This window comes from Mesorhizobium sp. P2_C7 (genome assembly GCF_056404515.1).
Window position 1 is genome coordinate 116746 of record NZ_JBFUDW010000012.1, and the last position, 22097, is coordinate 138842.

The 22097-nt window shown below is 60.9% G+C and carries 20 protein-coding genes; 12 read left to right on the plus strand and 8 right to left on the minus strand.

The genetic code is table 11. The features are described from left to right. Window positions 1-23: 23 nt before the first annotated feature. The 3 genes from AC1D2G_RS23650 to AC1D2G_RS23660 all read left to right on the plus strand — a co-directional run bounded on the left by AC1D2G_RS23650 (window position 24) and on the right by AC1D2G_RS23660 (window position 3020). Entirely contained in the window at window positions 24-1382 is a 1359-nt protein-coding gene (locus AC1D2G_RS23650; RefSeq protein WP_477416989.1) for a mandelate racemase/muconate lactonizing enzyme family protein, read from the plus strand. A 105-nt stretch (window positions 1383-1487) separates the two neighbouring features. After that, the gene (locus AC1D2G_RS23655; protein WP_095087556.1) at window positions 1488-1814 is read left to right on the plus strand and encodes an NIPSNAP family protein; all 327 of its coding nucleotides are present in this window, start codon (window positions 1488-1490) and stop codon (window positions 1812-1814) included. A 9-nt stretch (window positions 1815-1823) separates the two neighbouring features. Beyond that, window positions 1824-3020: a mandelate racemase/muconate lactonizing enzyme family protein gene (locus tag AC1D2G_RS23660; protein WP_477416991.1), complete on the plus strand. Its 1197-nt coding sequence runs from the start codon at window positions 1824-1826 to the stop codon at window positions 3018-3020. Between the two features lie 397 nt (window positions 3021-3417). Here AC1D2G_RS23660 and AC1D2G_RS23665 read toward each other — a convergent pair whose 3' ends face one another. Next, on the minus strand, window positions 3418-4554 hold the full coding sequence (locus tag AC1D2G_RS23665) for a mandelate racemase/muconate lactonizing enzyme family protein (protein ID WP_477416993.1): 1137 nt from the start codon (window positions 4552-4554) through the stop codon (window positions 3418-3420). A gap of 68 nt (window positions 4555-4622) precedes the next feature. On the opposite strand from AC1D2G_RS23665, the gene AC1D2G_RS23670 reads away from it, so the two are divergent. Next, the gene (locus AC1D2G_RS23670) at window positions 4623-5324 is read left to right on the plus strand and encodes a GntR family transcriptional regulator (protein ID WP_477416995.1); all 702 of its coding nucleotides are present in this window, start codon (window positions 4623-4625) and stop codon (window positions 5322-5324) included. An 18-nt stretch (window positions 5325-5342) separates the two neighbouring features. On the opposite strand, the gene AC1D2G_RS23675 is transcribed toward AC1D2G_RS23670, so the two are convergent. Further along, a complete protein-coding gene (locus tag AC1D2G_RS23675; protein WP_477416997.1) occupies window positions 5343-6158 on the minus strand; it encodes a helix-turn-helix domain-containing protein in 816 nt (271 codons plus the stop codon). Window positions 6159-6270: 112 nt separating this feature from the next. Here AC1D2G_RS23675 and AC1D2G_RS23680 point away from each other — a divergent pair, with 112 nt between their 5' ends. Continuing rightward, a complete protein-coding gene (locus AC1D2G_RS23680; protein WP_477416999.1) occupies window positions 6271-7161 on the plus strand; it encodes an NAD-dependent epimerase/dehydratase family protein in 891 nt (296 codons plus the stop codon). A gap of 38 nt (window positions 7162-7199) precedes the next feature. Here the strand turns inward: AC1D2G_RS23680 and AC1D2G_RS23685 are convergent, their stop codons facing one another. Genes AC1D2G_RS23685 through AC1D2G_RS23695 form a run of 3 tightly spaced genes read right to left on the minus strand, consistent with a single transcriptional unit; the run spans window position 7200 to window position 10756 of the window. Beyond that, window positions 7200-8015 (minus strand): alpha/beta hydrolase, encoded by an 816-nt coding sequence (locus tag AC1D2G_RS23685; RefSeq protein WP_477417001.1) that lies wholly within the window; start codon window positions 8013-8015, stop codon window positions 7200-7202. A gap of 9 nt (window positions 8016-8024) precedes the next feature. After that, window positions 8025-9512 (minus strand): NAD-dependent succinate-semialdehyde dehydrogenase, encoded by a 1488-nt coding sequence (locus AC1D2G_RS23690; RefSeq protein WP_477417003.1) that lies wholly within the window; start codon window positions 9510-9512, stop codon window positions 8025-8027. After that, window positions 9509-10756 carry an iron-containing alcohol dehydrogenase gene (locus tag AC1D2G_RS23695; protein ID WP_477417005.1) on the minus strand — a complete coding sequence of 416 codons (1248 nt, stop codon included), beginning with the start codon at window positions 10754-10756 and terminating at the stop codon, window positions 9509-9511. The genes AC1D2G_RS23690 and AC1D2G_RS23695 overlap by 4 nt, the downstream gene beginning before the upstream one ends. A gap of 256 nt (window positions 10757-11012) precedes the next feature. Here AC1D2G_RS23695 and AC1D2G_RS23700 point away from each other — a divergent pair, with 256 nt between their 5' ends. The 5 genes from AC1D2G_RS23700 (at window position 11013) to AC1D2G_RS23720 (ending at window position 15965) form a co-directional block, all read left to right on the plus strand. Then, complete coding sequence (locus AC1D2G_RS23700) at window positions 11013-11711, plus strand: GntR family transcriptional regulator (RefSeq protein WP_095087567.1); 699 nt, start codon at window positions 11013-11015, stop codon at window positions 11709-11711. Between the two features lie 20 nt (window positions 11712-11731). Continuing rightward, window positions 11732-13297, plus strand: a complete 1566-nt coding sequence (locus AC1D2G_RS23705; protein WP_477417007.1) for a sugar ABC transporter ATP-binding protein — start codon at window positions 11732-11734, stop codon at window positions 13295-13297. Beyond that, window positions 13294-14286 carry an ABC transporter permease gene (locus tag AC1D2G_RS23710; RefSeq protein ID WP_477304280.1) on the plus strand — a complete coding sequence of 331 codons (993 nt, stop codon included), beginning with the start codon at window positions 13294-13296 and terminating at the stop codon, window positions 14284-14286. The genes AC1D2G_RS23705 and AC1D2G_RS23710 overlap by 4 nt, the downstream gene beginning before the upstream one ends. Window positions 14287-14347: 61 nt before the next feature. Next, window positions 14348-15298: a substrate-binding domain-containing protein gene (locus AC1D2G_RS23715; RefSeq protein ID WP_477227451.1), complete on the plus strand. Its 951-nt coding sequence runs from the start codon at window positions 14348-14350 to the stop codon at window positions 15296-15298. Between the two features lie 73 nt (window positions 15299-15371). Then, window positions 15372-15965: a DJ-1/PfpI family protein gene (locus tag AC1D2G_RS23720; RefSeq protein WP_457154763.1), complete on the plus strand. Its 594-nt coding sequence runs from the start codon at window positions 15372-15374 to the stop codon at window positions 15963-15965. 63 nt (window positions 15966-16028) lie between these two features. Here AC1D2G_RS23720 and AC1D2G_RS23725 read toward each other — a convergent pair whose 3' ends face one another. Together AC1D2G_RS23725 and AC1D2G_RS23730 are read right to left on the minus strand one after the other, a co-directional pair. Next, a complete protein-coding gene (locus AC1D2G_RS23725) occupies window positions 16029-16925 on the minus strand; it encodes an NAD-dependent epimerase/dehydratase family protein (RefSeq protein ID WP_477417009.1) in 897 nt (298 codons plus the stop codon). Between the two features lie 88 nt (window positions 16926-17013). Continuing rightward, a complete protein-coding gene (locus AC1D2G_RS23730; protein ID WP_095087576.1) occupies window positions 17014-18171 on the minus strand; it encodes a mandelate racemase/muconate lactonizing enzyme family protein in 1158 nt (385 codons plus the stop codon). Window positions 18172-18485: 314 nt separating this feature from the next. Between AC1D2G_RS23730 and AC1D2G_RS23735 the strand changes: the two genes are divergently transcribed. Continuing rightward, entirely contained in the window at window positions 18486-19472 is a 987-nt protein-coding gene (locus AC1D2G_RS23735; protein WP_477417011.1) for an aldo/keto reductase, read from the plus strand. Window positions 19473-19638: 166 nt separating this feature from the next. Here AC1D2G_RS23735 and AC1D2G_RS23740 read toward each other — a convergent pair whose 3' ends face one another. Next, the gene (locus AC1D2G_RS23740; protein ID WP_477417013.1) at window positions 19639-20340 is read right to left on the minus strand and encodes a FadR/GntR family transcriptional regulator; all 702 of its coding nucleotides are present in this window, start codon (window positions 20338-20340) and stop codon (window positions 19639-19641) included. Between the two features lie 476 nt (window positions 20341-20816). Between AC1D2G_RS23740 and AC1D2G_RS23745 the strand changes: the two genes are divergently transcribed. Beyond that, window positions 20817-22097, plus strand: coding sequence for an ABC transporter substrate-binding protein (locus AC1D2G_RS23745; RefSeq protein WP_457153698.1), 1281 nt, complete (start codon window positions 20817-20819; stop codon window positions 22095-22097).

Consider the following 22097-nt stretch of genomic DNA (forward strand, 5'->3'; position numbering starts at 1 on the left):
GCCGACCAGAATGAGGATAAGTCATGCCAAAGACAGGTGGAGCCGACGGGGCGCTCAATCGGGTGAACACGAATTCCAGGCCCAGCGACCTGCGCATCACGGACCTGCGCGTCGCTGAAATCGTCGGCGCGCCGTTCACCTCAGCGCTTATCAAGATCTACACCAACCAGGGCATCGTTGGGCTTGGCGAGGTGCGCGACGGCGCCAGCGCCACCTATGCGCTGATGCTGAAGAGCCGGTTGCTGGGCGAGAATCCCTGCGACATCGACCGACTGTTCCGCCGCATCAAGCAGTTTGGCGGTCATGGGCGGCAGGGTGGTGGTGTCTCGGCAATCGAGATCGCTCTCTGGGATCTCGCCGGCAAGGCCTATGGCGTGCCGATCTACCAGATGCTTGGAGGACGGTTCCGCGACAAGGTGCGAGTCTATTGCGACACCGACGCGGACAAGCCCAGCGGCACCGAGACCGGAAAGCGGCTCAAGGCGCGGATGGACCTCGGTTTCACCTTCCTCAAGATGGACCTCGGGCTGGCGCAGATCTCCCACATCCCAGGCGCGGTCGTCGCGCCGGCTGGCGTGCTCGACGGTTTCCGCACGCATGCCGGCCGCGGGCGAGCACGCACGCTGGACGAGCGCCGGGCGCGTAATGCCGCCTACGACGCGCAGAACGTGCCGCATCCCTTCACCGGCCTCCACTTCACCGAAAAGGGCATCGACCTGCTCGATCAATATATCCACGAGGTCCGCGAGGTGATCGGCTATGAGATTCCGCTCGCCATCGACCATGTCGGTCACGTCTCGCTGCAGGACGGCATCCGTCTCGCCCGGCGGATCGAGAAATACGCACCAGCCTGGCTCGAAGACGTGATCCCCTGGCAGTACACCGACCAGTATCGGAGGTTGCAGGAGGCAACGTCCGTGCCGATCTGCACGGGTGAGGACATCTACCTCAAGGAAGGCTTCGAGCCGCTGCTCAACTCAGGCATTTCGGTCATCCATCCGGACTTGCTTACCACCGGCGGCATCCTCGAGACCAAGAAGATCGGCGACGCGGCGCTGGACCACGGCGTCGCCATGGCCATTCACATGGCGGAAAGCCCGATCGCGGCAATGGCCGCCGCGCATGTCGCGGTGGCCACGGAAAACTTCATGGCGCTCGAATATCACAGCGTGGAAGTGGACTGGTGGGACGACATCGTCACCGGCTTGCCCAAGCCACTGGTCAAGGACGGGTTCATTACAGTGCCCGACAAGCCGGGCCTGGGCATCGACGACGTGGTCGATGAAGTCATCAGCCAACACCTGCAGCCCGGTGTCACAGGGATATGGCAATCCACCGAGCAATGGGACAATGAACATAGCTGGGACCGGACCTGGAGTTAGCCCAGACCCCATGCCCACATTCCCCCCAGGCTCACAGGGCCAACGACCGACCATTCGTGTCGACCTCCTCCCAAGGGAGAGGCGAAGAAAGAAACGGACGAAACCATGATCTACGAACTGCGTATCTATGACTGCCTGCCGGGCAGGCTGCCGGCTTTGCTCAAGCGCTTTTCCGACCAAACGCTGGCCATCTGGGAGAGGCATGGCATCCGCCAAGCCGGGTTTTTCACCACGGCTATCGGCGAAAACAGCAATCGCCTCACCTATTTCCTCGCCTGGGAGTCGCTGGCCGAGCGTGAGGTGAAATGGGCGGCTTTCGTCGCCGATCCGGGATGGCACAGGGCTCGGGACGAGTCTGAGCGCGACGGGCAGATCATTGCCAATATCAGCAGCCAGCTGCTCACGCCGACAGCTTTCTCGTCTGTGAAATAGGACTGCGCCATGAAGATCACCGACCTGCGCTGCGCCGTCATCGGGCGGCATCCCATCGTTCGCGTCGTCACTGACGAGGGCCTCTACGGTCTGGGCGAGGTGGAGTACACCAAGCCTTATCTCAAGCCTTGGGTGCTGCATTTTCGCGACGCACTGATCGGCGAGGACCCGACCGACGTCGAGCGCTGCATGCTGAAGATCCGCCAGCGCGGCTCGTTCAAGCCCTATGGCGCCGCTGTTTCTGCAATCGAGCATGCCTTGTGGGACATCGCCGGCAAGGCGGCAGGCGTTCCGGTCTACAAATTGCTCGGCGGCAAGGTCCGCGACAAGGTGCGGGTCTATAACGGCTCCATCCGCAAGAAAAGGACCGGCGACAGGCCCGAGGACTATGCGGCGGATGTCAAATGGATGATGGAGCAACCGCAGAACTTCTTCATGGTGAAGCAGGGGATCAGCTTCCACTCCAACATGAAGACGAGCGTACCCGACTTCCATTACGGTGTCCGGCAGCCGCCGACCTATCACGGCGCGATGGACCAGGGGCAGATCAGCGAGCGCGGCATGGCGCATATGATCGACTGCGTCATCGCCATGAAGGAAGTGCTCGGTGACAAGGTTTCGCTCGCGCTGGATTGCGGCCCCGGCTGGTTCCTGCCCGACGCGATCCGCTTCGCGCAGGCGGTGGAAAAATACAATCTCATGTGGCTCGAGGATATGCTGACGGGCGACTATGTGCCGTGGGTCAATCCGCAGGCCTACCGCGAACTCACCACATCCACCTCCACGCCCATCCACACGGGAGAGCAGATCTACCTGCGTCACAACTTCAAGGAACTGATCGAGACGCAGGCAGTACGCGTCATCGGTCCGGACCCCGCCGATATCGGAGGCATCGCCGAGCTCAAATGGGTGGCCGAACACGCCTATATGCACTCGATCCTGATGGCGCCGCACGGCACCGCGAATGGCCTCCTCGGTCTCGGCGCGCTGATCAACGTTTGCGCCACCTTGCCCGCCAACTACATCGCCTTCGAATACCCGAGCGCCTCCGACCCATGGTGGAACGACATCGTCATCGGCCTGCCCAAGCAGATTGTGAAGGATTCGATGATTGATCTGCTCGAAGCCCCCGGGCTTGGTCTCGACATCGACGCCAAGGCCGCCAAGAAGCATCTGCTGGAAGAGGACGCCAGGTTCTTCGACTGAACCACCTTTTTCGCCACCCTGACGTCGTGAGACGGGTGGCGCCGATCTGCACGATTGAGCGAGACCGAGCCTTACGTGGCCGCCATGCCTTCCGAAGCCGCTGACATACTCGTCATAGTCCCTTGATCAGGACATCAACTATCGCTGCCGCACGAGGCTTACCATTTGCGTCGTCAGTACCGTCAATCAATGTGCCATCGAGCCGGGGAAAATCGTCCTGACGCCCGGTGTCCTTTTTGGGCCCAATCTGGTCAACTGTGGACTCATAGGAATCCACGCCGGTTTTTGTAACGTCCGCCGACCTTCTATCTGAGATATTAATCACATAATCTAAAACATCACAACAGTGTTAGCGCCGTCTATCGACAGGTCAGGCTATTCGGAACAGGCGTTACTGTTACAGCGCGGTTCGCGCGTCGACAGGCGGCCTGTCGAGTTTATCGTGCGGCAGCACGTCTGGCTGCGCCCATTGCCTGCGGGCCCCTTCGGAGAGGACAAGGCCATGGCCGGGGCGCTCGGGGGCCTGAATCCATCCATCGACGATTGCCATAGGCTCATCGACAAGGTGGTTCAGATTCTGGAAGGAATATTCGAGCCACTCGACTTCGGGCAGGGCGCAGGCCATGTGCACCCCTATTTCAAGAAACGTATTGCCGAGGGTCACCGGGATGCCGAGTTCAGCCGCCAGCCAGCCGATGCGCATCACGTCGGTCACCTGTCCATGAACATTCAGCATGTCGGTCGCCCCGGCCTGCATCAACAGGCGCTTGCCGCCGGCATCGAGATATTCGCCTGAATTGATCATGGTTTGGGGGGTTACCGCCTTGAGCATCCGAAGGCCTTCGAAGTCATGGCGCAGAATCGGATCCTCAACCCATAGGAGTTCATAGCCAAGGTTATGAATTTTATGGATTTTTACCGATGCTTCCTTTGCGCCCCAAGCCTCGTTTGCATCGATCATGATCGATGCGCCCGGCCGCACCGTCTTTCTCAACAGCTCCAGCCGGGACAAGTCGCGGTCGAAATCGGGGTGCCCCACCTTGATCTTGAACGCGCGGTACCCGAGGGCGTCGGCATGGGCAAAAAACGCTTGGAACTCGTCGTCGCCAAGGTGGAAATCGAGACCTGAGGCATAGGCTCTCACGCGCTTGCGGCGGCTTCCCAGCAGGCTGTGCAACGGCAGGCCGGCCTGCTTGGCGCTCAGATCCCACAAGGCAACCTGAAGGGCCTCTTCGAAAGGCAAGCCGAAGAGGCGCCGGTTGCCACCGCGGGGTCGCTGGACCCGGTGCACGAGCGCCAGCGGCGGCTGTCCGACAAGACCGGGCCAGACCTCTTCCTCAAAAACGCGGATGATCTCGGCCTGGGCGGGTAAAGGGTGAAACAAGCTCTGCACAAAGCCCAGTCCGATTTGGCCGTCCTCGCCAACGAGCTCGAGCGCGGCTACATGAACCGCATCGATGCGCACCTGACTGTCACCTATGATACGGTCACGAGCGAATTGATAACGAGTGATGCGGTATTCTGCGATGCGCATATTAAAGTCTCTATATCTGATATTCCAGAATGTTGTTTAGATATTTCAGATTCAGGGAGGTGATGCAAGTGGCTGAGCGCGAAAGGAAGCCCGACGGAAACGACGGAGCGCCAGCGGGCCAACGCCTTGGCGATCGTGCCTACACGCGAATTCTCGAAACGCTGTTTGACAGAAAGATCCCCGCAGGGGCCTTTCTGTCGCAAGGCGATCTCGTCAAAATGCTCCAGATCCCGGTTGCGCCGCTGCGCGATGCACTCAAGCTGCTCGAGGCGGAGGGGATCGTCATCATCCACCCGCGGTCGGGCATCCAGTTCGTGAAGCCCGGGTTCGAATTGACCAGATCGACCTATCAGTTTCGCAGCATTCTGGAACGGGCGGCGACAGGTGTTTACGCGCAAACCGCCGAAGAGGCGGAACTAGCGGAACTGGAACGACGACATCTGGCGACCATCGAAGAGATCGAGCGCACCGGGCTCACCGACCATGTCAGAGCCGACCTCGAGGAACTCGAGACCTTGCTGCACCACTCCATCATTGCCAGCCTGAACAATCCATTGATCGAGAGTTCTTACAAGCGGCTGCACAACTACGTTCGGCTGATCCGGCTGGACAGAAAAGTCACCGTGCCACTCGTGCTGCAATCCTTGCGCGAGCACATGCAGGTCATCCTGGCATGCAAGGCACGTGACCCGGAGGCAGCAGCAGCGGCGATGCAGGCGCATCTGGCATCGGCCCTGCAGCGGGGCCTGGGGCTTTACTACGGTTACTAGGCTCAGGACCCTGACGCGTCAGGCGACGGAGCGCGACCGCTTGATGCCGCGAGGCGTTTCGCCGATCTCGCGCCGCATCCAATGAGAAAGGTGGGATTGGTGAGCAAAGCCCGTCAGATGCGCCACCTCGCTGATGCTCAAGTCGCTTGCCAACAGCAACAAACGCGCCCTTTCGACCCGGCGACGAAGCACATAGCGATGAACGGTCAGTCCCGTCGCAGCTTTGAACCAGGTTCTCAGGTGTGAATTGCTGACCCCAGCGACCCTGCTCAATGTTTCCAGGGACAGCGGGGTTTGGATTTGGGCTTCGATGAAATCGACTACACGCTTCAGTTGGATCCCGGACAGACGGCTCGCTCGCTCGGTCTCCTTTTCATGAAGACCCAGCAGGCGAACCGCCAGCGCAACGCCGATGCTGTCCGCGAACAGCGATCCGCTCGGTGTGCCTGAGCGGAAATCGTTCTCGAGCGCGCGAGCGAGATGCTCAATCCGTTCGTCACGGAGAAGGTGACGCGTCTCAAGCCGTCGAAGGCTCCCCGAACCCAGTTCCGCTGCGACGTTCTCCATCAAGGCTGGTGAGAGGCTGAGTTCAATGGTGTTGAACCGCGTCTCGGCTCCAAATCCTCCTTCCTCTCCCGCGGGCACGAGATCGATATCGCCGGCGCGCCGTACGAAATACCTCCCAACCTGGCTGCAATAGGAACGCGTCGCTGCGCTTGCGTGGACGAAGACGCGGTGCCGATGGGCTTGGGGCAATTGGAAGCTGCCGGCCTCAACCTGCAATGCCGCGACGGTAACGGCGTTGGCCGCAGACGAAGCAAACTGCGGATGCATGGGCGGCCTCAACGATTGGCGAAACATGCTGAACATTTGGCGAATGCCGCGCGATTTTCAATGCGTTGCCTCGCTAACGTTGACGCTATCGCAACGTTCGAAGGGATTTGACATGAGTACCTATGTTGTTGTGGGCGCCGGTCCGGTGGGGCTCGAAACCGCTCGCCTGCTTGGAGAAGACGGACATGACGTTGTTCTCACAAGCCGCGGTGTCGGCTCCGTTGATCTGAGGCACGTGCGCTCGGTCCAGGCAGATGCCACGGACGCCGACGCGCTTGCGCGGCTTGGCCGGGGCGCGGACGCCATTTTCATGTGTGCCATGGCCGCCTATGACCGTTGGCCAACTGATTTTTTCCCGATCATGGATGGGGTCACGCGCGCGGCCGAGATGGTCAGCGCAAAACTGATCGTTCTGGGAAATCTCTATGGATACGGCGCAAATGCCAAGGGCCAGCTTCGCCCCGATCTGCCGCTTGATCCCACCTCGCGCAAGGGCACCGTTCGAACCATAATGTGGCAGCGAGCCCTTGGCGCCAGTGTTCCCACCATTGAGGTTCGTTCCAGCGATTACCTTGGGTACGGCGCAGTCACCTACTTCTCGATTTTGGCATTGCCTTCTCTGTTGGAGGCGAAACCCGTTACCTTCCTGGGCAATCTTGATGCGGATCATGCCTGGACCTTCACGAAGGATGTGGCCAGAACACTTGTGGCTGCCTCATCCTATGCTGGAGAATGGGGCCGTGCATTTCACGTTCCGTCCCAGCATGCTTCGCCCCGGGTCGTCATGCAGAAGACCTCGGCGATGCTGGGAAAAAAACTTCCCGAAGTCAGCACCTACACGCATGCCCAGATGGACGCGTTGGGGATGCACGAACTCGTGGAAATGAGCTACCTCTTCGAAAGTCCGCTGCTGGTCGATTCCTCCGATTCCGAGGCGATCCTCGGAGTGTCGGCACAGAGTATTGATGTTATGATCGCCGACACGCTTCGCGAACATATCTAGTTGCATGCCGGGCATGACCGGCATGGTTGACCGGGGTTTCAGGCTGCCGCGACGTGGGCCAGCAGTGACGCGGCATCGGTGCCGGCCAAGCCAAGGTCGCGGACGCTGCTCATGTGGTTGGCCGCTGCAAGGATCGTGCGTGAGACATCCAGTCCTTGTTGCTCCAGGTGGTCCGCATAGATTGCGGCCTGGCCGTGGAAGGGAGGCGTTTCGTCGGCTCCGACCGAGATCTCGACAGCCACTGACGGATCGCAGGTTTTGCTGATCGGCGAGAACCGGCGGACCTCTTCGTCTGTGATCGCAATTTCGCTGGCAAGGAATGAGGTCTGCAATGGTTTCAGGTCATAGAGGCCGCCAAGCAGCAGTGCGGCTCTAATGCCGGATGGCCGGCTATCATCGTCAAAAAGCATCGTTGCCAGATGCGCTCCGGCTGAATGACCGCTAACGGTTAGCCGGCCGGGATCGCCCCCATAGTCCGCGATGTGGTCGGCTACCCACTGTCTGGCGCGGTGTACCTGGTCCACGATCGCCGCCATTCTGACGGCGGGCATGAGGGCGTAGTCGACAATGACCGCGATCGCGCCTGCAGAGGTAACGGTCTCGGCGACATAGGAATAGTCGCGTTTGGAGAACATCCTCCAGTAGCCACCGTGGATGAACATGTGCACCGGCAGGCGCTCGCGTTTGCCTTTCGGGAAGAACAGATCAACGGTTTCAGTTGCATCAGGTCCGTAGGCTACGTCGGCGACCATGGGTATGTTCGCCCTGCTTTGTGTGCTGCGGCGAACAATCTCGGCGACGATGGTGTCGAACTCGGCCACGTGATCGCGAATGCGGAACGGATCTTTTTGCATCGTATCTGCTCAGATGGTCACGGCGATGTACTTCGCCTCCATGAACTCGGCAACGCCGTGCTTCTGCCCACCTTCGCGGCCCAGTCCGCTCTGCTTGACCCCGCCAAAGGGCGCCGCAGGATCCGACATCAGGCCGCGGTTCAGGGCGATCATGCCCGACTCGATCTTCGATGCCACACGCATTCCCCTGGCCAGGTCGCGCGTATAGATGTAGGCGGCGAGACCGTATTCGGTGTCGTTGGCCTTTGCGATCACTTCCGCCTCGCTGTCGAAGCGCAGAAGCGGGGCCACGGGACCGAATATCTCCTCGTGCGCCATGACGGCGTCAGGGGACACGTCGCGAAGCACTGTCGGCGGGTAGAAGTAGCCCTTGCCTTCGGGGATCGCCCCTCCGCACAGAACCTTGGCGCCACGGGCAACTGCGTCCTGGACGAGCCGATCGATCTTGTCCACGGCCTTCCTGGTGATCATCGGGCCGCACTCGGTTTCCGAGTCTGTGCCAGGGCCTACTTGGAGGGCTGCCATGCGTTTGCGCAATCCATCGGCGAAGGCATCATGGATGCCGGCCTGGACGTAAAGCCGGTTGGCGGCGGTGCAGGCTTCGCCGGCATTGCGCATCTTGGCAACCATCGCACCGTCGAGCGCTGCCTCCAGGTCGGCGTCGTCGAACACAACGAACGGTGCGTTGCCGCCAAGTTCCATCGAACAGGAGATGACGTGTTTTGCGGCTTCGGCCAGGAGCACGCGGCCGATGCCTGTCGAGCCGGTGAATGACAGTTTTCTCACTCTTGGGTCGGCAAGCATGGCGGCCGTCACCGGACCGGGGCTTGAGGTCGTCAGGACGTTGACGACGCCAGGCGGCACGCCTGCTTCCTCATAGAGGGCTGCAAGCGCGTAGGCCGTCAGCGGCGTCTCGCTGGCGGGCTTCAAGATCACGGTGCAGCCTGCCGCGAGCGCCGGCGCGATCTTGCGTGTCGCCATGGCGGCGGGGAAATTCCATGGCGTGATAAGCACGCAAATGCCGATGGGCTGATAGTCGACGACGATCCGGTTCGTGCCCGAGGGGGCGAGGCCGAACTCGCCGCTGATGCGAACAGCCTCCTCGGCGTTCCAGCGAAAAAATTCTGCCGCGTAGGCAACTTCGCCGCGCGCATCGCGCAGCGCCTTGCCGTTTTCCAGCGAGATCAGCGCTGCCAGCGTGTCCGCCCGTTCGGTCATCAGTTCGAAGCAACGCCGCAGGATTTCCGAACGCCTGCGTGGCGGGGTTTCACGCCAACCGGCCGCTGCCTCCGCAGCCGCGTCGACGGCGAGGGCAGCATCGGCGAGCGTGGCGTCGGGAACCGCCGCGATCACCGCCTCGGTCGATGGATCGATCACTTCAATCACACGGCCATCCGACGACGGCTGCCAGCGGCCACCAATATAGAGACCGTGCGAAAACGTGGCGTAGTCGGACATACTTTCATCCTCGTCGAATATGTCTGCGGAAATGTTCATTGGACCAGCTCCTGTCGCATCGTGGCTGCAGACATATCGCCGTCGTAAGCGGCTCTGATCAGTCGTCGCATCGCGGTGAGGTCGAAGGGGCGGGGATTGTTCTTGATCAGCCGGTCGATGCCGAGCGCCTGCTCGGCCGTCCAGTCGATCCTGTCCTCGGGAAGACCAAGTTCAGCCAATGTCGGCGTGATGCCGATGGCACCGAACAGGCGGCTCACTTCGCCTATGGTGGCATGCGCCAGCGCATCAGGTCCGCTGCTGCTCCGATCGGACAGGCCGAGGGCGGTCCCGACTTCAGCAATTTCCGGGGCCGCTGCCGCAAGATTGTATGTCATCACATAAGGCATCATGGTGGCAACGCCGAGCCCATGCGGCGTGTGGGTGATCGCGCCGACTGGATACTGCACCGCATGAGCGGCAGCCGTTCCAGCCGTGCCGAATGCGCAGCCTGCGGCCAGCGCCCCCATCATGACGTCGGCGCGTGCATTTTCGTCCGATCCGTCGCGATATGCCTTTTCCAGGCTGCGGCCCAGCAGTCTGATGGCCAGAAGCGCGAAATGGTCGGTCAGAGCGCTCTTGCCGACGAACACATGCCGTTGCGGCAAATTTGGATCAGTGCCGCGCTTGGCCGCCGTGAAGGCTTCGATTGCATGCGTCAGCGCGTCGGCGCCGGCGATCGCCGTCAGGGAAGGTGGACATGTGGCCGTGAGATCCGGATCGCAGAGCGCCACCGCAGCGATGAGGTGAGGGCTTGAGATGCCGACTTTCAGCGTTCGCTCCGGATCGGATATCACGGCGACGGGGGTTACCTCCGAGCCGGTGCCAGCCGTTGTCGGCACAGCGATCACGGGAAGGGTAGGGCCCGGCACCTTGAACTCGCCATAGTAGTCCTGAAGCCTGCCGCCATGGCTGAGCAAAAGCGCGGCGCATTTTGCCATGTCGAGGCAGCTGCCGCCGCCGATCCCGATGACCATGTCCGGCTTGTAATCCATCGCCTCCGCAATGCAGGCGGCGACGCTATCGCGCGGAACATCCGGCAGCGTTCGGTCGTAGACCAGCGTCTCCACCGCGGCTTCGCGCAAGCCAGCAAGAATCTCGGCGAACTGCGTTGTCGTCGCGAAACGCTCATCGGTGCAGACGAACGCACGCCGTCCATACCTGGCGGCAACGGCAGGCAGCACATGGCGCTGGCCTTTGCCGAACAGGATCTCGCGCGGCAGGCGCACGGCTGCGAACAACGTCATGGACAGCATCCTTCGAAGAGAGGTTGAGAACTGAGTGAATTGGGGCAGAGACCGGCCCCGATCTCGAAGTCGTCGTTCAAAGCGCGAGCGCGCCTGCCGGACGCCCCGAAACCGGGGACGATGCCTGGGTGCGCGAGATCTGCTCTCGCGGCGCCTTGAGTTGGTATCACGGATATCCCCTATAAAATCGTATAGGATATAGTATTGAATTGGCCGAAGCATCATGTTAGTGGGTGCTCCTGTCAAGAGGTAAACCATGCAGAACCCCGACCTGACGGTTGACAATGAAGCCCGCCTGAGCGGCCGCATTCAGCGTGCCAACAGCCTGGCTGGCGACGTGTACGAGGCGATCTTCGGGCAATTGATGTCACTGCGGATTGCTCCGGGATCGCGCATCACCGTCGATAATCTCGTCAAGGAATTCAACGTCTCGCATACTCCCATTCGCGAAGCGCTTGGCCGGCTGGAAGGCGAGGGGCTGGTGGTCAAGACCCACCTGATCGGCTTTCGGGCCGCACCGCAGATCACCCGCCGTCGCTTTGACGAGCTCTATGAGCTGCGTCTTCTGCTCGAGCCCGCCGCGGCAGCCAAAGCCACAGCAACGCTCGATGACGAGCGTCTAGCCGTACTGCAGGAGGCCGCAGGCGTCATGGCCCGGCGTGTGGGGAAGGATGAACGCCTGCGCTATTCGAACTTCGCCCGCCAGGATGCGATCTTCCATGACAAGATCGTGGAGTTCGCTCAGAACGAGCTCATTCGCGAGACCCTGAATCACCAGCATACCCATTTCCACATCTTCCGCCTGATGTACCACTCGCGAGTGACCGAAGAGGCGCTCGACGAGCACGAGGCAATTCTCGCCGCCTTTTCCGCGGGTGACCCGGACGCCGCCGAAAAAGCGATGCGTGTGCACATCGAGAATTCCCGGGACCGGCTCCTGCCCGCGTTCGAGTAGCCGTTGCGATGTCCCTTGCCATGCGATTTGAGACAGATACCGGCACCTTGCCGGCGCGGCCTGAACGGCAAGCTGAGCCCGTGCTGCGCGCCGAGGGCCTTTCAAGGAAATACGGCCCGGTCACGGTACTCTCGGATGTGACGCTGGATATCTTGCCAGGTGAGATCCACGCGATCATCGGGGAGAACGGCGCGGGCAAGTCGACGTTCATGCGACTGCTGTCCGGCTACATCGAGCCGACCCAAGGCATGTTGTCCATGGCCGGAAATCGAGTGCGCTTCACCAAGCCTGATCAGGCTCAGGTAGCCGGCATTGCGCTCGTTCACCAGGAAATCCTGCTGGCCGAAGCACTCACCGTTACCGACAACCTTTTCCTCGGCCGAGAACTTACGAGGGGCGGCCTTGTCGACGACAAGGGCATGCGTCGTATCGCGGCGGCGAAACTGGCTGAGATCGGCTGCGCGGTGTCGCCAATCGCATTGGTGCGAGACATCTCACTGGCCGACCGCCAGCTCGTCCAGATCGCCCGTGCTTTGCTCGACGAGCATCGCCTCGTCATCTTTGACGAGCCGACGGCGGTGCTGACCGGGGAGGAAGTCGAGCGCCTGCTCGCCATCATCTTTGGCCTCAAGTCGCGCGGCATTGCCGTCCTCTATATCAGCCACCGCCTCGACGAGGTTCAGCGGCTGGCAGACAAGGTGACTGTCTTGCGTGACGGCAAGATGGTGGGCACCTACCCGGGGCATTCATTGAGCCAGTTCGACATGGCGCGGCTCATGGTGGGCCGTGAGCTCGCCGCGCTCTATCCGCAGAAGCGCGCAGTGCGGACGAACCAGCCAATGCTGAGCGTGCGGAACGCAAGGGTGCCCGGCTACGTCCAGGACGTGTCCTTCACCGTTCACAAGGGCGAGATTCTCGGCTTTGCCGGGATGATCGGGGCAGGGCGGACCGAGCTCTTCGAAGGCATCCTGGGTTTGCGGCCGGCGAATGCGGCCATCGAGCTGAACGGTTCCCCAGTGCATATTCGTTCGCAGCGGGAAGCCATGGATGCCGGCATCGGCTACCTGACGGAGGACCGCAAGGGCAAGGGTCTGCTCCTGCAGGAAGAGTTGGCGCCGAACCTCACCCTATCCGCGCTTGCCCGCTTTCATCCCGGTCTCATGGTTCGACGGCGCTCCGAGGCGCAGGCGCTGGCGCAAGCCGTTTCCAGCTACGACATCCGGGTGAAGAGCCTGAATGTCAAAGCCGGACAGCTTTCAGGCGGCAACCAGCAGAAGCTGCTTCTGGCCAAGGTCCTGCTGACCGAACCTTCAGTCGTCGTCATCGACGAGCCGACGCGCGGCATCGATATCGCCAACAAGGCCCAGATCTACGCCTTCATCCAGGAATTGGTCGACCGGGGCAAAGCCTGCGTCGTCATCTCCTCAGAGATGCAGGAGTTGGTCGGCATCTGCGATCGCATCCTGGTGATGCGGGAGGGCAGGATCAGTGGCGAGGTATCGGGTGAGGCGATGACCGAGAGCAACATCGCGCTGCTTGCGACCAGCGAGAGGGGTCACGACGTCGCCCCCGGAGGAAAACCGTGACCGCACTGACAAGTTCCACGCCAGCCCGCACCGAACGACAATACCATGTCTCGTGGGCCGATGCCGGACCCTTCCTCGCGCTCGTCGCGCTGCTGGTCATCGGGTTTCTGGTCAATCCGGATTTCCTCTCGGCGACCAATCTCGGCAACGTCGTCACGCGCAGCGCCTACGTCGCGATCATTGCCGTTGGCGCGACGTTCGTGATTTCCTCCGGCGGCCTCGACCTCTCCGTCGGTTCGATGGTCGCCTTCATCGCGGGCATTACGATCATGTTCATGAACATGATGGCGCCGAGCCTCGGTCTGTGGGCAATCCCCGCGGGCATGGCGATGGCGGTCGCCGCAGGTCTGCTATGCGGACTGGCGAACGGTCTGATCGTCACCGTCGGGAGGATCGAGCCGTTCATTGCCACGCTCGGCACGATGGGCATTTTTCGGGCACTGATCACCTATATGACGAATGGCGGCACGATCCCCATCGATCGATCGCTGCGGGAGGCCTACAGGCCGGTCTATTTCGGCACCCTCGCCGGCATTCCGGTTCCGATCCTGATTTCGGCCGTTGTGGCATCGATCGGCGCCTTCGTACTCTACAAGACCAAATACGGCCGCAAATGCGCGGCTGTCGGTGCCAATGAGGACGTCGCCCGCTATTCGGGCATCTCGGTCATCAAGACGCGTACCATCGCCTTCATCATCCAGGGCGTGTGCGTCGCCGTCGCCGCCATCTGTTACGTGCCACGGCTTGGAGCGGCGACCCCGACCACCGGAGTGCTGTGGGAGCTGCAGGTGATAACCGCGGTGGTTATCGGCGGGACCGCTCTTCGCGGCGGCAAGGGCCACATTTGGGGAACGGTCGCAGGTGCCGTGATCCTCGAGCTCATCGCCAACCTGATGGTGCTGTCCGATTTCGTCTCCGAATACCTGGTCGCCGCGGTGCAGGGCGTCATCATCATCATCGCCATGCTCGTGCAGCGGTTTTCGAAATAACCCGTCCTCGGACCCGACGGGTGCCTTGTGTTGTCTGGTCCATATCTCTGGGAGGTAGTTGATGTTTAGTAGAAAATGGGTCGCGGCCGCGGCAGCTGGCGCGCTGTTGTTGGCCGGCCAGGCGCTTGCAGCCGACAAGAAGGTGGTGGCGGTCTCGATCCCAGCGGCGGATCATGGCTGGACGGCTGGAATCGTGTACCACGCACAGGCTGCCGCCAAGGAAATCAACGCGGCGTTTCCGGATGTCGAGGTGGTCGTCAAGACCTCGCCTTCGGCGGCCGAGCAGGTGAGCGCGCTTGAGGATTTGTCCGCCAGCCGCAAGCTCGATGCCCTGGTCATCCTGCCATACACGTCCGAGGAACTGACCCAGCCGGTCAAGGCCATCAAGGACATGGGAACGTTCATCACCGTCGTCGATCGGGGGCTGACCGATGCCTCGATCCAGGACCTCTACCTTGCCGGCGACAATATCGCGGTGGGCACCAACACAGCGAAGTTCATGATCGACAAGCTGGGCGGCAAGGGAGACCTCGTCGTGCTGCGCGGAATTCCGACCGTCATCGACGACGAGCGCATCAAGGGCTTCGAGGATACGATCAAGGGCACCGGCCTGAAGGTACTCGACATTCAATATGCCCATTGGAACAGCGATGAAGCCTTCAAGCTCATGCAGGACTACCTTGCCAAGTATCCGCATATCGACGCGGTCTGGGCAAACGATGACGACATGCTGCTCGGCGTGCTGGAGGCCGTGAAGCAGTCGGGCCGGACGGACATCAAGCTGGCGCTCGGCGGCAACGGCATGAAGGATATCGTCAAGAAAGTGATCGACGGCGATGCAATGACGCCGGTCGAGACGCCATACCCGCCGTCGATGATCAAGACGGCAATCTACATGACCGTCGCCAATCTGATTGGCCAGGCGCCGGTCCGCGGCACGGTCAAGCTTGACGCTCCGCTGATCACCCAGGCCAACGCCAAGGAATACTACTTCCCCGACTCCCCGTTCTGATCCCGACTTCGAGTCCTTAGGGGCAAGACGCGGGGTGCGCCTTGCCCATCACAAACACCGAGAGGAAAGAGCCATGCCAGGCAAAAAAATCCTGATGCTGACAGGTGAGTTCACCGAGGAATATGAAATCTTCGTCTACCAGCAGGCGATGGAGGCCGTCGGCCACACTGTTCATGTCGTCTGCCCCGACAAAAACGCCGGCGACTTGATCAAAACGTCGCTGCACGACTTCGAAGGCGACCAGACCTACACGGAAAAGCCCGGTCACAACGCACTGATCAACAAGACTTTCTCCGAGGCCGAGAAGCAGCTTGATCAGTATCACGCGGTCTACTGCGCCGGCGGGCGCGGACCGGAATACATCCGCACCGACAAGCGCGTGCAGGCGATGGTCCGCCACTTCCACGAGGCGAAGAAGCCGATATTTACGATCTGCCACGGCGTCCAGATCCTGGTTGCCGTGGACGGCGTCGTCCGTGGCAAGAAGGTCGGCGCTCTAGGGGCTTGCGAGCCGGAGGTGACGCTTGCTGGCGGCACCTACATCGATCTGTCACCGACCGATGCCTATGTGGATGGGACGATGGTGTCGGCCAAAGGTTGGACGGCGCTTGCAGCCTTCATCCGCGAATGCCTGAAGGTGCTGGGAACGGAAATACGCCACACGTGAGCCTGGCCCGACGCATTCCTCAGGGGATGCGTCGGTTCCCTCGATGGGCCACGTCGTGCGCCGTCATGAACCCGCCGGGCGCGTTCGCCAATCATGTTCCTGCTTGAACCCCAGGACCTCGCGCAGCTTTCGATTTGAGATTGGCCCCTCGAACACGCCCATGGAGCGCGTAATCGGCGTGTCGGGCGCGTGCTTCTTGAGAAACTCTGCCGTTGGTGTGTCCGAGACGATGTTGTCGTTGACGGCGTTGAATACCTGGAACCCCAAACCGTCCTTCTCGATGCACAAATGCACGATCTGGCCCAGGTCGCGCGCGTCCATATAGGTCCAGCCGTCGCGCCGCCGCTTTGAGGGCTCCGCGAGGAACTCCGGAAACCGCGCGTAGTCCTGCGGTTCGACAACGCCGCCGATCCTCAGAGCGTAGATATCGCTCCCTGTGCGGGTAGCGAAGGAGCGCGCGATCTTCTCGCCCAGGACTTTTGAAAGGCCATAGCTGTCGGTCGGATCTGTGTCGTAGTCCTCTTCCACCGGAAAAGATGTGAAGTCGCGTTCGCCTTCGGCAAAGCACACGCCATAGACCGTTTCGCTGGAAGCTGTGACGATCTTGCGAATGCCGAGTTTGGTGGCGGCCTCGATCACATTGTAGGTCGACTGCACATTGGCGGCGAACATGGCGTTGTCCGGCCGCAGGAATATCCGCGGGATCGCCGCGAAATGGACCACGGCGTCGACCGGGCCGCGGCCCTTTCCGCCGAAATATTCGTTGAACCCGAAATGCAGCGTCAGCGCATTATAGGTCTCGCCGGCATCCGCAAGGTTGGTGATGACAGTCTCCACCCCAGGGACATCGAGAGGCGTCAGGTCGAGGTTCAGAACCTGATGCCCACGTTCGAGCAGATAGGGTATGACGTGACGGCCGATCTTGCCGCTGCCACCAGTGAAAACGATCCGCTTGCCCATGGTTTCCTCCCAACGGACCTCATTTCGTCGAGCGGCAGAAACGTGGCCAAAACGCACTTCCGCTTAGCCGATGTTGTCCGGTCAGCGCCTATTCAAAGATGCCGAAGCCAGGCACGGCGTATTTGTGCACGCCGTCCATGTTGAGCTCGACACCGATGCCGGGCGTGTCGGGTATGACGATGTGGCCATCCTCGACGATCGACTTGGCGCCATCCGGCAGGCGCACATAACCATCCCACGCTTCCCGCTCTTCGAGGGCATGCCACTCCAGCACGAGGAAGTTCGGAACGCTCGCGCACACATGGCATGTCGCCATCGTGCCCAGCGGTGTCGACACAAGATGGGGTGCGAATGGCACGTAATACATTTCAGCGAGATTTGCGATCTTGCGGCTTTCGGCAAGGCCGCCGCATTTCGGCACATCGGGCATGATGACGTCGGCGCCGTAATTCTGGAACAATTCCCGGAAACCCCAGCGCAGGTAGAGATTTTCGCCGACGCAGATTGGCGTCTTGGTTCTCATGCGGATCTGTTTCAGCGCCTCGACGTTCTCAGCCGGAATTGGCTCTTCCAGCCACAGAAGGTTGAACCGCTCCATCTCCGACGCTATGCGGCTGGCGCTGAGTACGTCATAGCGCGCGTGCAGGTCGATGCAGAGGTCTACGTCAGGACCGATCGCGTCGCGCACCGCCGCAACGCGCTCCACCATTGAGCGGAGCTCGGCGCCGTTGATGGTGTGGTTCACCGCATCGAACTTTGCCGGATGACGCACGTTGTCGATGTCGAATTTCACGGCCGTGAAGCCCTCGGCCACCATGCGGCGGGCGCGCGTTGCGCACCCCTGCGGTGATCCCGCTTCGTCATCGCCGTGGCCGCAATCGGCATAAAGCCTTATCCGGTCGCGGAACTTGCCGCCGAACATGCGATAGAGCGGCTGCCCCGCCGCCTTCGCCGCCACGTCCCACAGCGCCATTTCAAGCCCGGTCAGCGCGATGAGAAAGACGCCGGCCTGCGCACCGGAAAAGACATGGTCGCGACGGATCTTGTCCCAGCAATATTCGACGTTGCGGGGATCCTGACCAATGAGTTCCGACTTCAATTCTGAAATAAGTCCGACGATCGCGGCCGCGCCCGCGTCGGGGTTTGCCTCACCATAGCCGGAGATACCGGCGTCGGTATCGATACGGATCAGGGTCGCCTTGCCGTGATAGGCGACGACCGCCGTCTTGATGTCCACGATCTTCATCGAAGCTCCTCCCGGGGTGGCTCACCCCATACCTGTGCACTCACCTTGCGGGTAAGGCCTCAACTTGTCCGATGAGCATATAAGAAGAGAAGATGAAACGTAAACCCCCTTTTCCGACCGTTTTGCCGAATGTGTTTTTGGCAGTTGCGCCGGCGCAGCACGGTTTAACGGCCCGGATGGTGGAATTTTCTATCTCCGATCAAAAATAAGGGGCAGGTCACGATTTACTTGTCAGACGAGCATATAAGTCTATAAATGTGGTGGCAAACTGAGCGACGTGCCAAGACGGGCATGCCGCCGATCAGGAGGAGCAAATGCAACAGCGACAGTTAGGATCGTCGTCGGTCAAGGTATCCAAGATTGGCCTGGGTACCTGGGGTATGTCGGGCGCGTTCTGGGGCGCGGCCAATGACAAGGAATCGATACGGGTGATTCAACGCGCCATGGAACTCGGCATTACCTTGATCGACACGGCCGAAGCCTATGGGCATGGCCATGCCGAGCAGGTTGTCGGCAAGGCGCTCGCCGGCAACCGAGAAAAAGCGGTGATCGCGACCAAGGTTGCCCCGAACCATCTCGAACCAGCGGCGCTCGAGGCGGCGCTCGACGGCTCGCTGAGACGGATGCAGACGGACTATGTGGACATCTATTTCGTCCACTGGCCGAACGCAGACTTCCCGATTGGCCCGACCATGGAAATGATGGAACAGCTGCGGTCATCCGGGCGGATCAAGGCGGTCGGCGTTTCCAATTTCAGCACTGCTGATATGAACAGCGCACGCCAGTATGGCGTCATCGACGTGCTCCAGCCTCCCTACAACATGCTGTGGCGCGAGGTTGAGGCGGAAACTCTGCCCTATTGCCGCAAGCACAATATCGGCGTCATGCCCTACAGTGGTCTTGCCCAGGGGCTGCTTACCGGCCTGCTCTCACCGGATACCAAGTTCGTCGAGGGAGACGAGCGGCGCACCACCGTGCTGTTCCAGCCGGGCACCTACGAGCGAGCCGTCGCCGCTGTCGACGCCCTCAAGCCGATTGCGGCCAACTACGGCAAGACGGTGCCACAGCTTGCGATCCAGTGGCTTACCAGCAGGCCAGGCGTGAGTTCGCCGCTGGTCGGCGCGCGTACTGTCAGGGAACTTGAGGAAAACATCGAGAGCGTAGGCTGGACGATTTCCGACGCGGACGTCGCCGCCATCGACAAGCATACCACGCCTATCTGGGCGGAAATCAAGGACAAGGGCGATATGTTTGGTTTTCGCGCCCGGCAGCGCCAGGAGCGGGAAGCGAAAAGGGCTTAAAGCGCGCCGCGTTGAAAGAATTCAGGCGATGCGCTTTTGCATGTCGTTGCCCCAAGACCGGGCCCAGTTCTGGGCGACATGCATTGAATCCGGCCGTGTCCTCCCAACACGCCACGGCGCGGCCAGTGCGTTTGCTGGCCGCGCCGCACCAGGGATGGTCAAACGGCTAATCCTTATACGGTAACCCGACGGCGGTGGTTGCCTTCAGGTGCCGGCGCATCGCTTCTTCCGCACGTTTTGCGTCGCGCGCAACGAGTGCCTCATAGATTGCCCTGTGATCTTCCGTCGCGAAGGACAGGGCATGAGGCATCAGATTGCTGACGCGCCGGCTCGCCGCCTGCCACCATCGCGACGAGTACATGAAGCGGTCGAGGATCCTGTTTTGGGTAGACCGGCAAATCTCCATGTGGAAGTCGAGGTCTAGCTTCAGATAGGCATCCGGATTGTCCTCGGTCGCGGACATGGCTGCCAGCAGTATGCCAAGATGCTCAAGGTTTTCCTTCGTCATATGCTTGGCAGCGATGGCGGCGATGGCAGGTTCGATGATAATTCGCGTCGCGTGTGCTTCCGCCAGCAGTTGCCGGATCTGCTCGGGCGGCAGCCAGTCGATGAGCAATGGACTGAGATAGTCCCATTCCTCGGCCGGACGCAGCACCACGCGCCGTCCCTGTGCGATCTCGATCATGTCGAGGGAAGCCAGAATCTTCAACGCTTCGCGCGCCACGGCGCGCGATACCCCGAATTCTTGCAGGATCTGTTGCTCCGACGGTCCTTGGCCCCCGGAAACACCGTCGGTGGCGATGCGACGCGCGAGCACGCCTGCCACCTGCTTGGGCAAAGTTTGAAGCTTGACCTCCATGGCATCCATCATTAACATCCACTTGTCTGATAAGCTTATAGGCAGATGGCTAGATATGCAGTCAACTATCTCATAAAAATGCTCACTAGCCTATAACTCGTGCCGCGGGAAGGGAGGATTGGACGTTGGAGATTTCCAACCCCGGCGTTCGCCACCCGAGATGAGGATCGATATACTGTCGCTGAACGCGGCGGTCATCGTTGCTCAATCGTCCAGCGGGCTCGCAAGGGTCGCCTGGTTTCCGTGAGGAGAAATGTATGCGCGTAGCAAAGCGCGCCGGAACAAACGGAACACCGATGACAGAATCTCCGCCAGAAGCCGGCGAGGGCCATAGGCCCACTGCAGGGCAAAGGTGGTGTCTGCACGGGAGTGATCCAGACAGTCTCCTGGCGGGAGGAGCAAGCCGCCGCGGACTTTGACGGGAATGCTGAACGTCGTCGCTCGACCCAAAGGGCCGACCAATCATGATCAAGGAGGAAATTGTGATGTCCGGAAACTTATCGAGACGCAAATTCCTGGTGGCTGGCGCCACGGTGGCGGCAGGATCGCTCGCCGCGCCATGGATCGCCAGGGCGCAGGCCAACGAGATTACGGCGCTGCTGATCACGGGCGGCCCGCTCTATCCCAAATATTGGGAGAAGATTGTCCAGGATTTCACGGCGAAGACCGGCGTCAAGGTCCGCTATGATCTGCTGGAATTCACGCCGCTGACATCGAAGGTCGTCACGTTGAGCGCCGCGCGATCGAGCCAATATGACGTCTACAGCACCCACACGGCGCAGATTGACTCCTACTTCAGCCATTTTGCGCCGCTGAACAGCTATTTCAGCGAGTCCGAATTGGCGGATTTCTATCCCGTCGCGGTCAAATATCTGCGCGATCCCAAAAACGGCAATCTGGCGGCTATTCCGCGCAACATGGATGCGCGCGTTCAATATTACCGCAGCGACATCTACCAGGAGAAAGGCCTGAAGCCGGCCGAGACCTGGGAAGAACTCGTCGACGTCGGCCTGAAACTCACCGGCAATGGCCATTACGGGTTGGTTGTCCCGGGGCAGGGCGATCCGGCCCAGCGTACCTTCAGCGATCTGCTGTGGCAGGCCGGCGGGGATTGGGTCGATCAGGCCAACAAACCTGCCTTCAATTCCGAAGCCGGGATCAAGGCCCTCACATTCTACCGTGACCTCGTCCAGAAACACAAAATCGTCCCCCCGGATGCCGTCGGCTATCAGTGGAACGAAAATTCGACTGAATTCTCGTCTGGAACGGTCTACGCCAATTTTGACTGGCCGGGCGCTTTCGCCACTCTCTCCAATCCGGACACCTCCCGCGTTGTCGGCAAGTGGTCGAGCGCGCCCTATGTGCGGGACAAAGCGGCAATTTCCTGCGCCATCTCGCACGCTATGGCCCTCAACGGCCAGTCGGGGCGCAAGGATCCCGCGGTCGAGTTCATCAAGTATACGGTCGGCCCTGAGGCGCAGCGCCTGCAGTTCGACGAGTTCACCAACTTCCCCAGCAGTCAAGCGATCGCCAAGGAGGTGATCGCGGCGGCGAAAGGCCCGCAGGCCGCATGGCTGCAGCAGCTAGAGACGACGATCGCGAACGGCAAGGAATGGCCCAAGCTGCCCGGCTTCTCAAAAGTCTGCACCTTGATGTTCTCGGCCATCGAACAGGCGCTCACCGACCAGGTTTCGCCAAGCGATTCGCTCAATCAGGCGGCCGTGGAAGCGGAAGACGCCATGCGTAGGGCCGGAGCCTACGACTGA

Coding starts and splice junctions, on each gene's coding strand:
- AC1D2G_RS23730 (WP_095087576.1), bottom strand. CDS start 18,171: ATGAAGATCGTGGACATCAAGACGGCGGTCGTCGCCTATCACGGCAAG.
- AC1D2G_RS23660 (WP_477416991.1), top strand. CDS start 1,824: ATGAAGATCACCGACCTGCGCTGCGCCGTCATCGGGCGGCATCCCATC.
- AC1D2G_RS23685 (WP_477417001.1), bottom strand. CDS start 8,015: ATGCAAAAAGATCCGTTCCGCATTCGCGATCACGTGGCCGAGTTCGAC.
- AC1D2G_RS23655 (WP_095087556.1), top strand. CDS start 1,488: ATGATCTACGAACTGCGTATCTATGACTGCCTGCCGGGCAGGCTGCCG.
- AC1D2G_RS23720 (WP_457154763.1), top strand. CDS start 15,372: ATGCCAGGCAAAAAAATCCTGATGCTGACAGGTGAGTTCACCGAGGAA.
- AC1D2G_RS23740 (WP_477417013.1), bottom strand. CDS start 20,340: ATGGATGCCATGGAGGTCAAGCTTCAAACTTTGCCCAAGCAGGTGGCA.
- AC1D2G_RS23690 (WP_477417003.1), bottom strand. CDS start 9,512: ATGAACATTTCCGCAGACATATTCGACGAGGATGAAAGTATGTCCGAC.
- AC1D2G_RS23715 (WP_477227451.1), top strand. CDS start 14,348: ATGTTTAGTAGAAAATGGGTCGCGGCCGCGGCAGCTGGCGCGCTGTTG.
- AC1D2G_RS23680 (WP_477416999.1), top strand. CDS start 6,271: ATGAGTACCTATGTTGTTGTGGGCGCCGGTCCGGTGGGGCTCGAAACC.
- AC1D2G_RS23695 (WP_477417005.1), bottom strand. CDS start 10,756: ATGACGTTGTTCGCAGCCGTGCGCCTGCCGCGCGAGATCCTGTTCGGC.
- AC1D2G_RS23700 (WP_095087567.1), top strand. CDS start 11,013: ATGCAGAACCCCGACCTGACGGTTGACAATGAAGCCCGCCTGAGCGGC.
- AC1D2G_RS23735 (WP_477417011.1), top strand. CDS start 18,486: ATGCAACAGCGACAGTTAGGATCGTCGTCGGTCAAGGTATCCAAGATT.
- AC1D2G_RS23705 (WP_477417007.1), top strand. CDS start 11,732: ATGCGATTTGAGACAGATACCGGCACCTTGCCGGCGCGGCCTGAACGG.
- AC1D2G_RS23650 (WP_477416989.1), top strand. CDS start 24: ATGCCAAAGACAGGTGGAGCCGACGGGGCGCTCAATCGGGTGAACACG.
- AC1D2G_RS23725 (WP_477417009.1), bottom strand. CDS start 16,925: ATGGGCAAGCGGATCGTTTTCACTGGTGGCAGCGGCAAGATCGGCCGT.
- AC1D2G_RS23745 (WP_457153698.1), top strand. CDS start 20,817: ATGTCCGGAAACTTATCGAGACGCAAATTCCTGGTGGCTGGCGCCACG.
- AC1D2G_RS23675 (WP_477416997.1), bottom strand. CDS start 6,158: ATGCATCCGCAGTTTGCTTCGTCTGCGGCCAACGCCGTTACCGTCGCG.
- AC1D2G_RS23665 (WP_477416993.1), bottom strand. CDS start 4,554: ATGCGCATCGCAGAATACCGCATCACTCGTTATCAATTCGCTCGTGAC.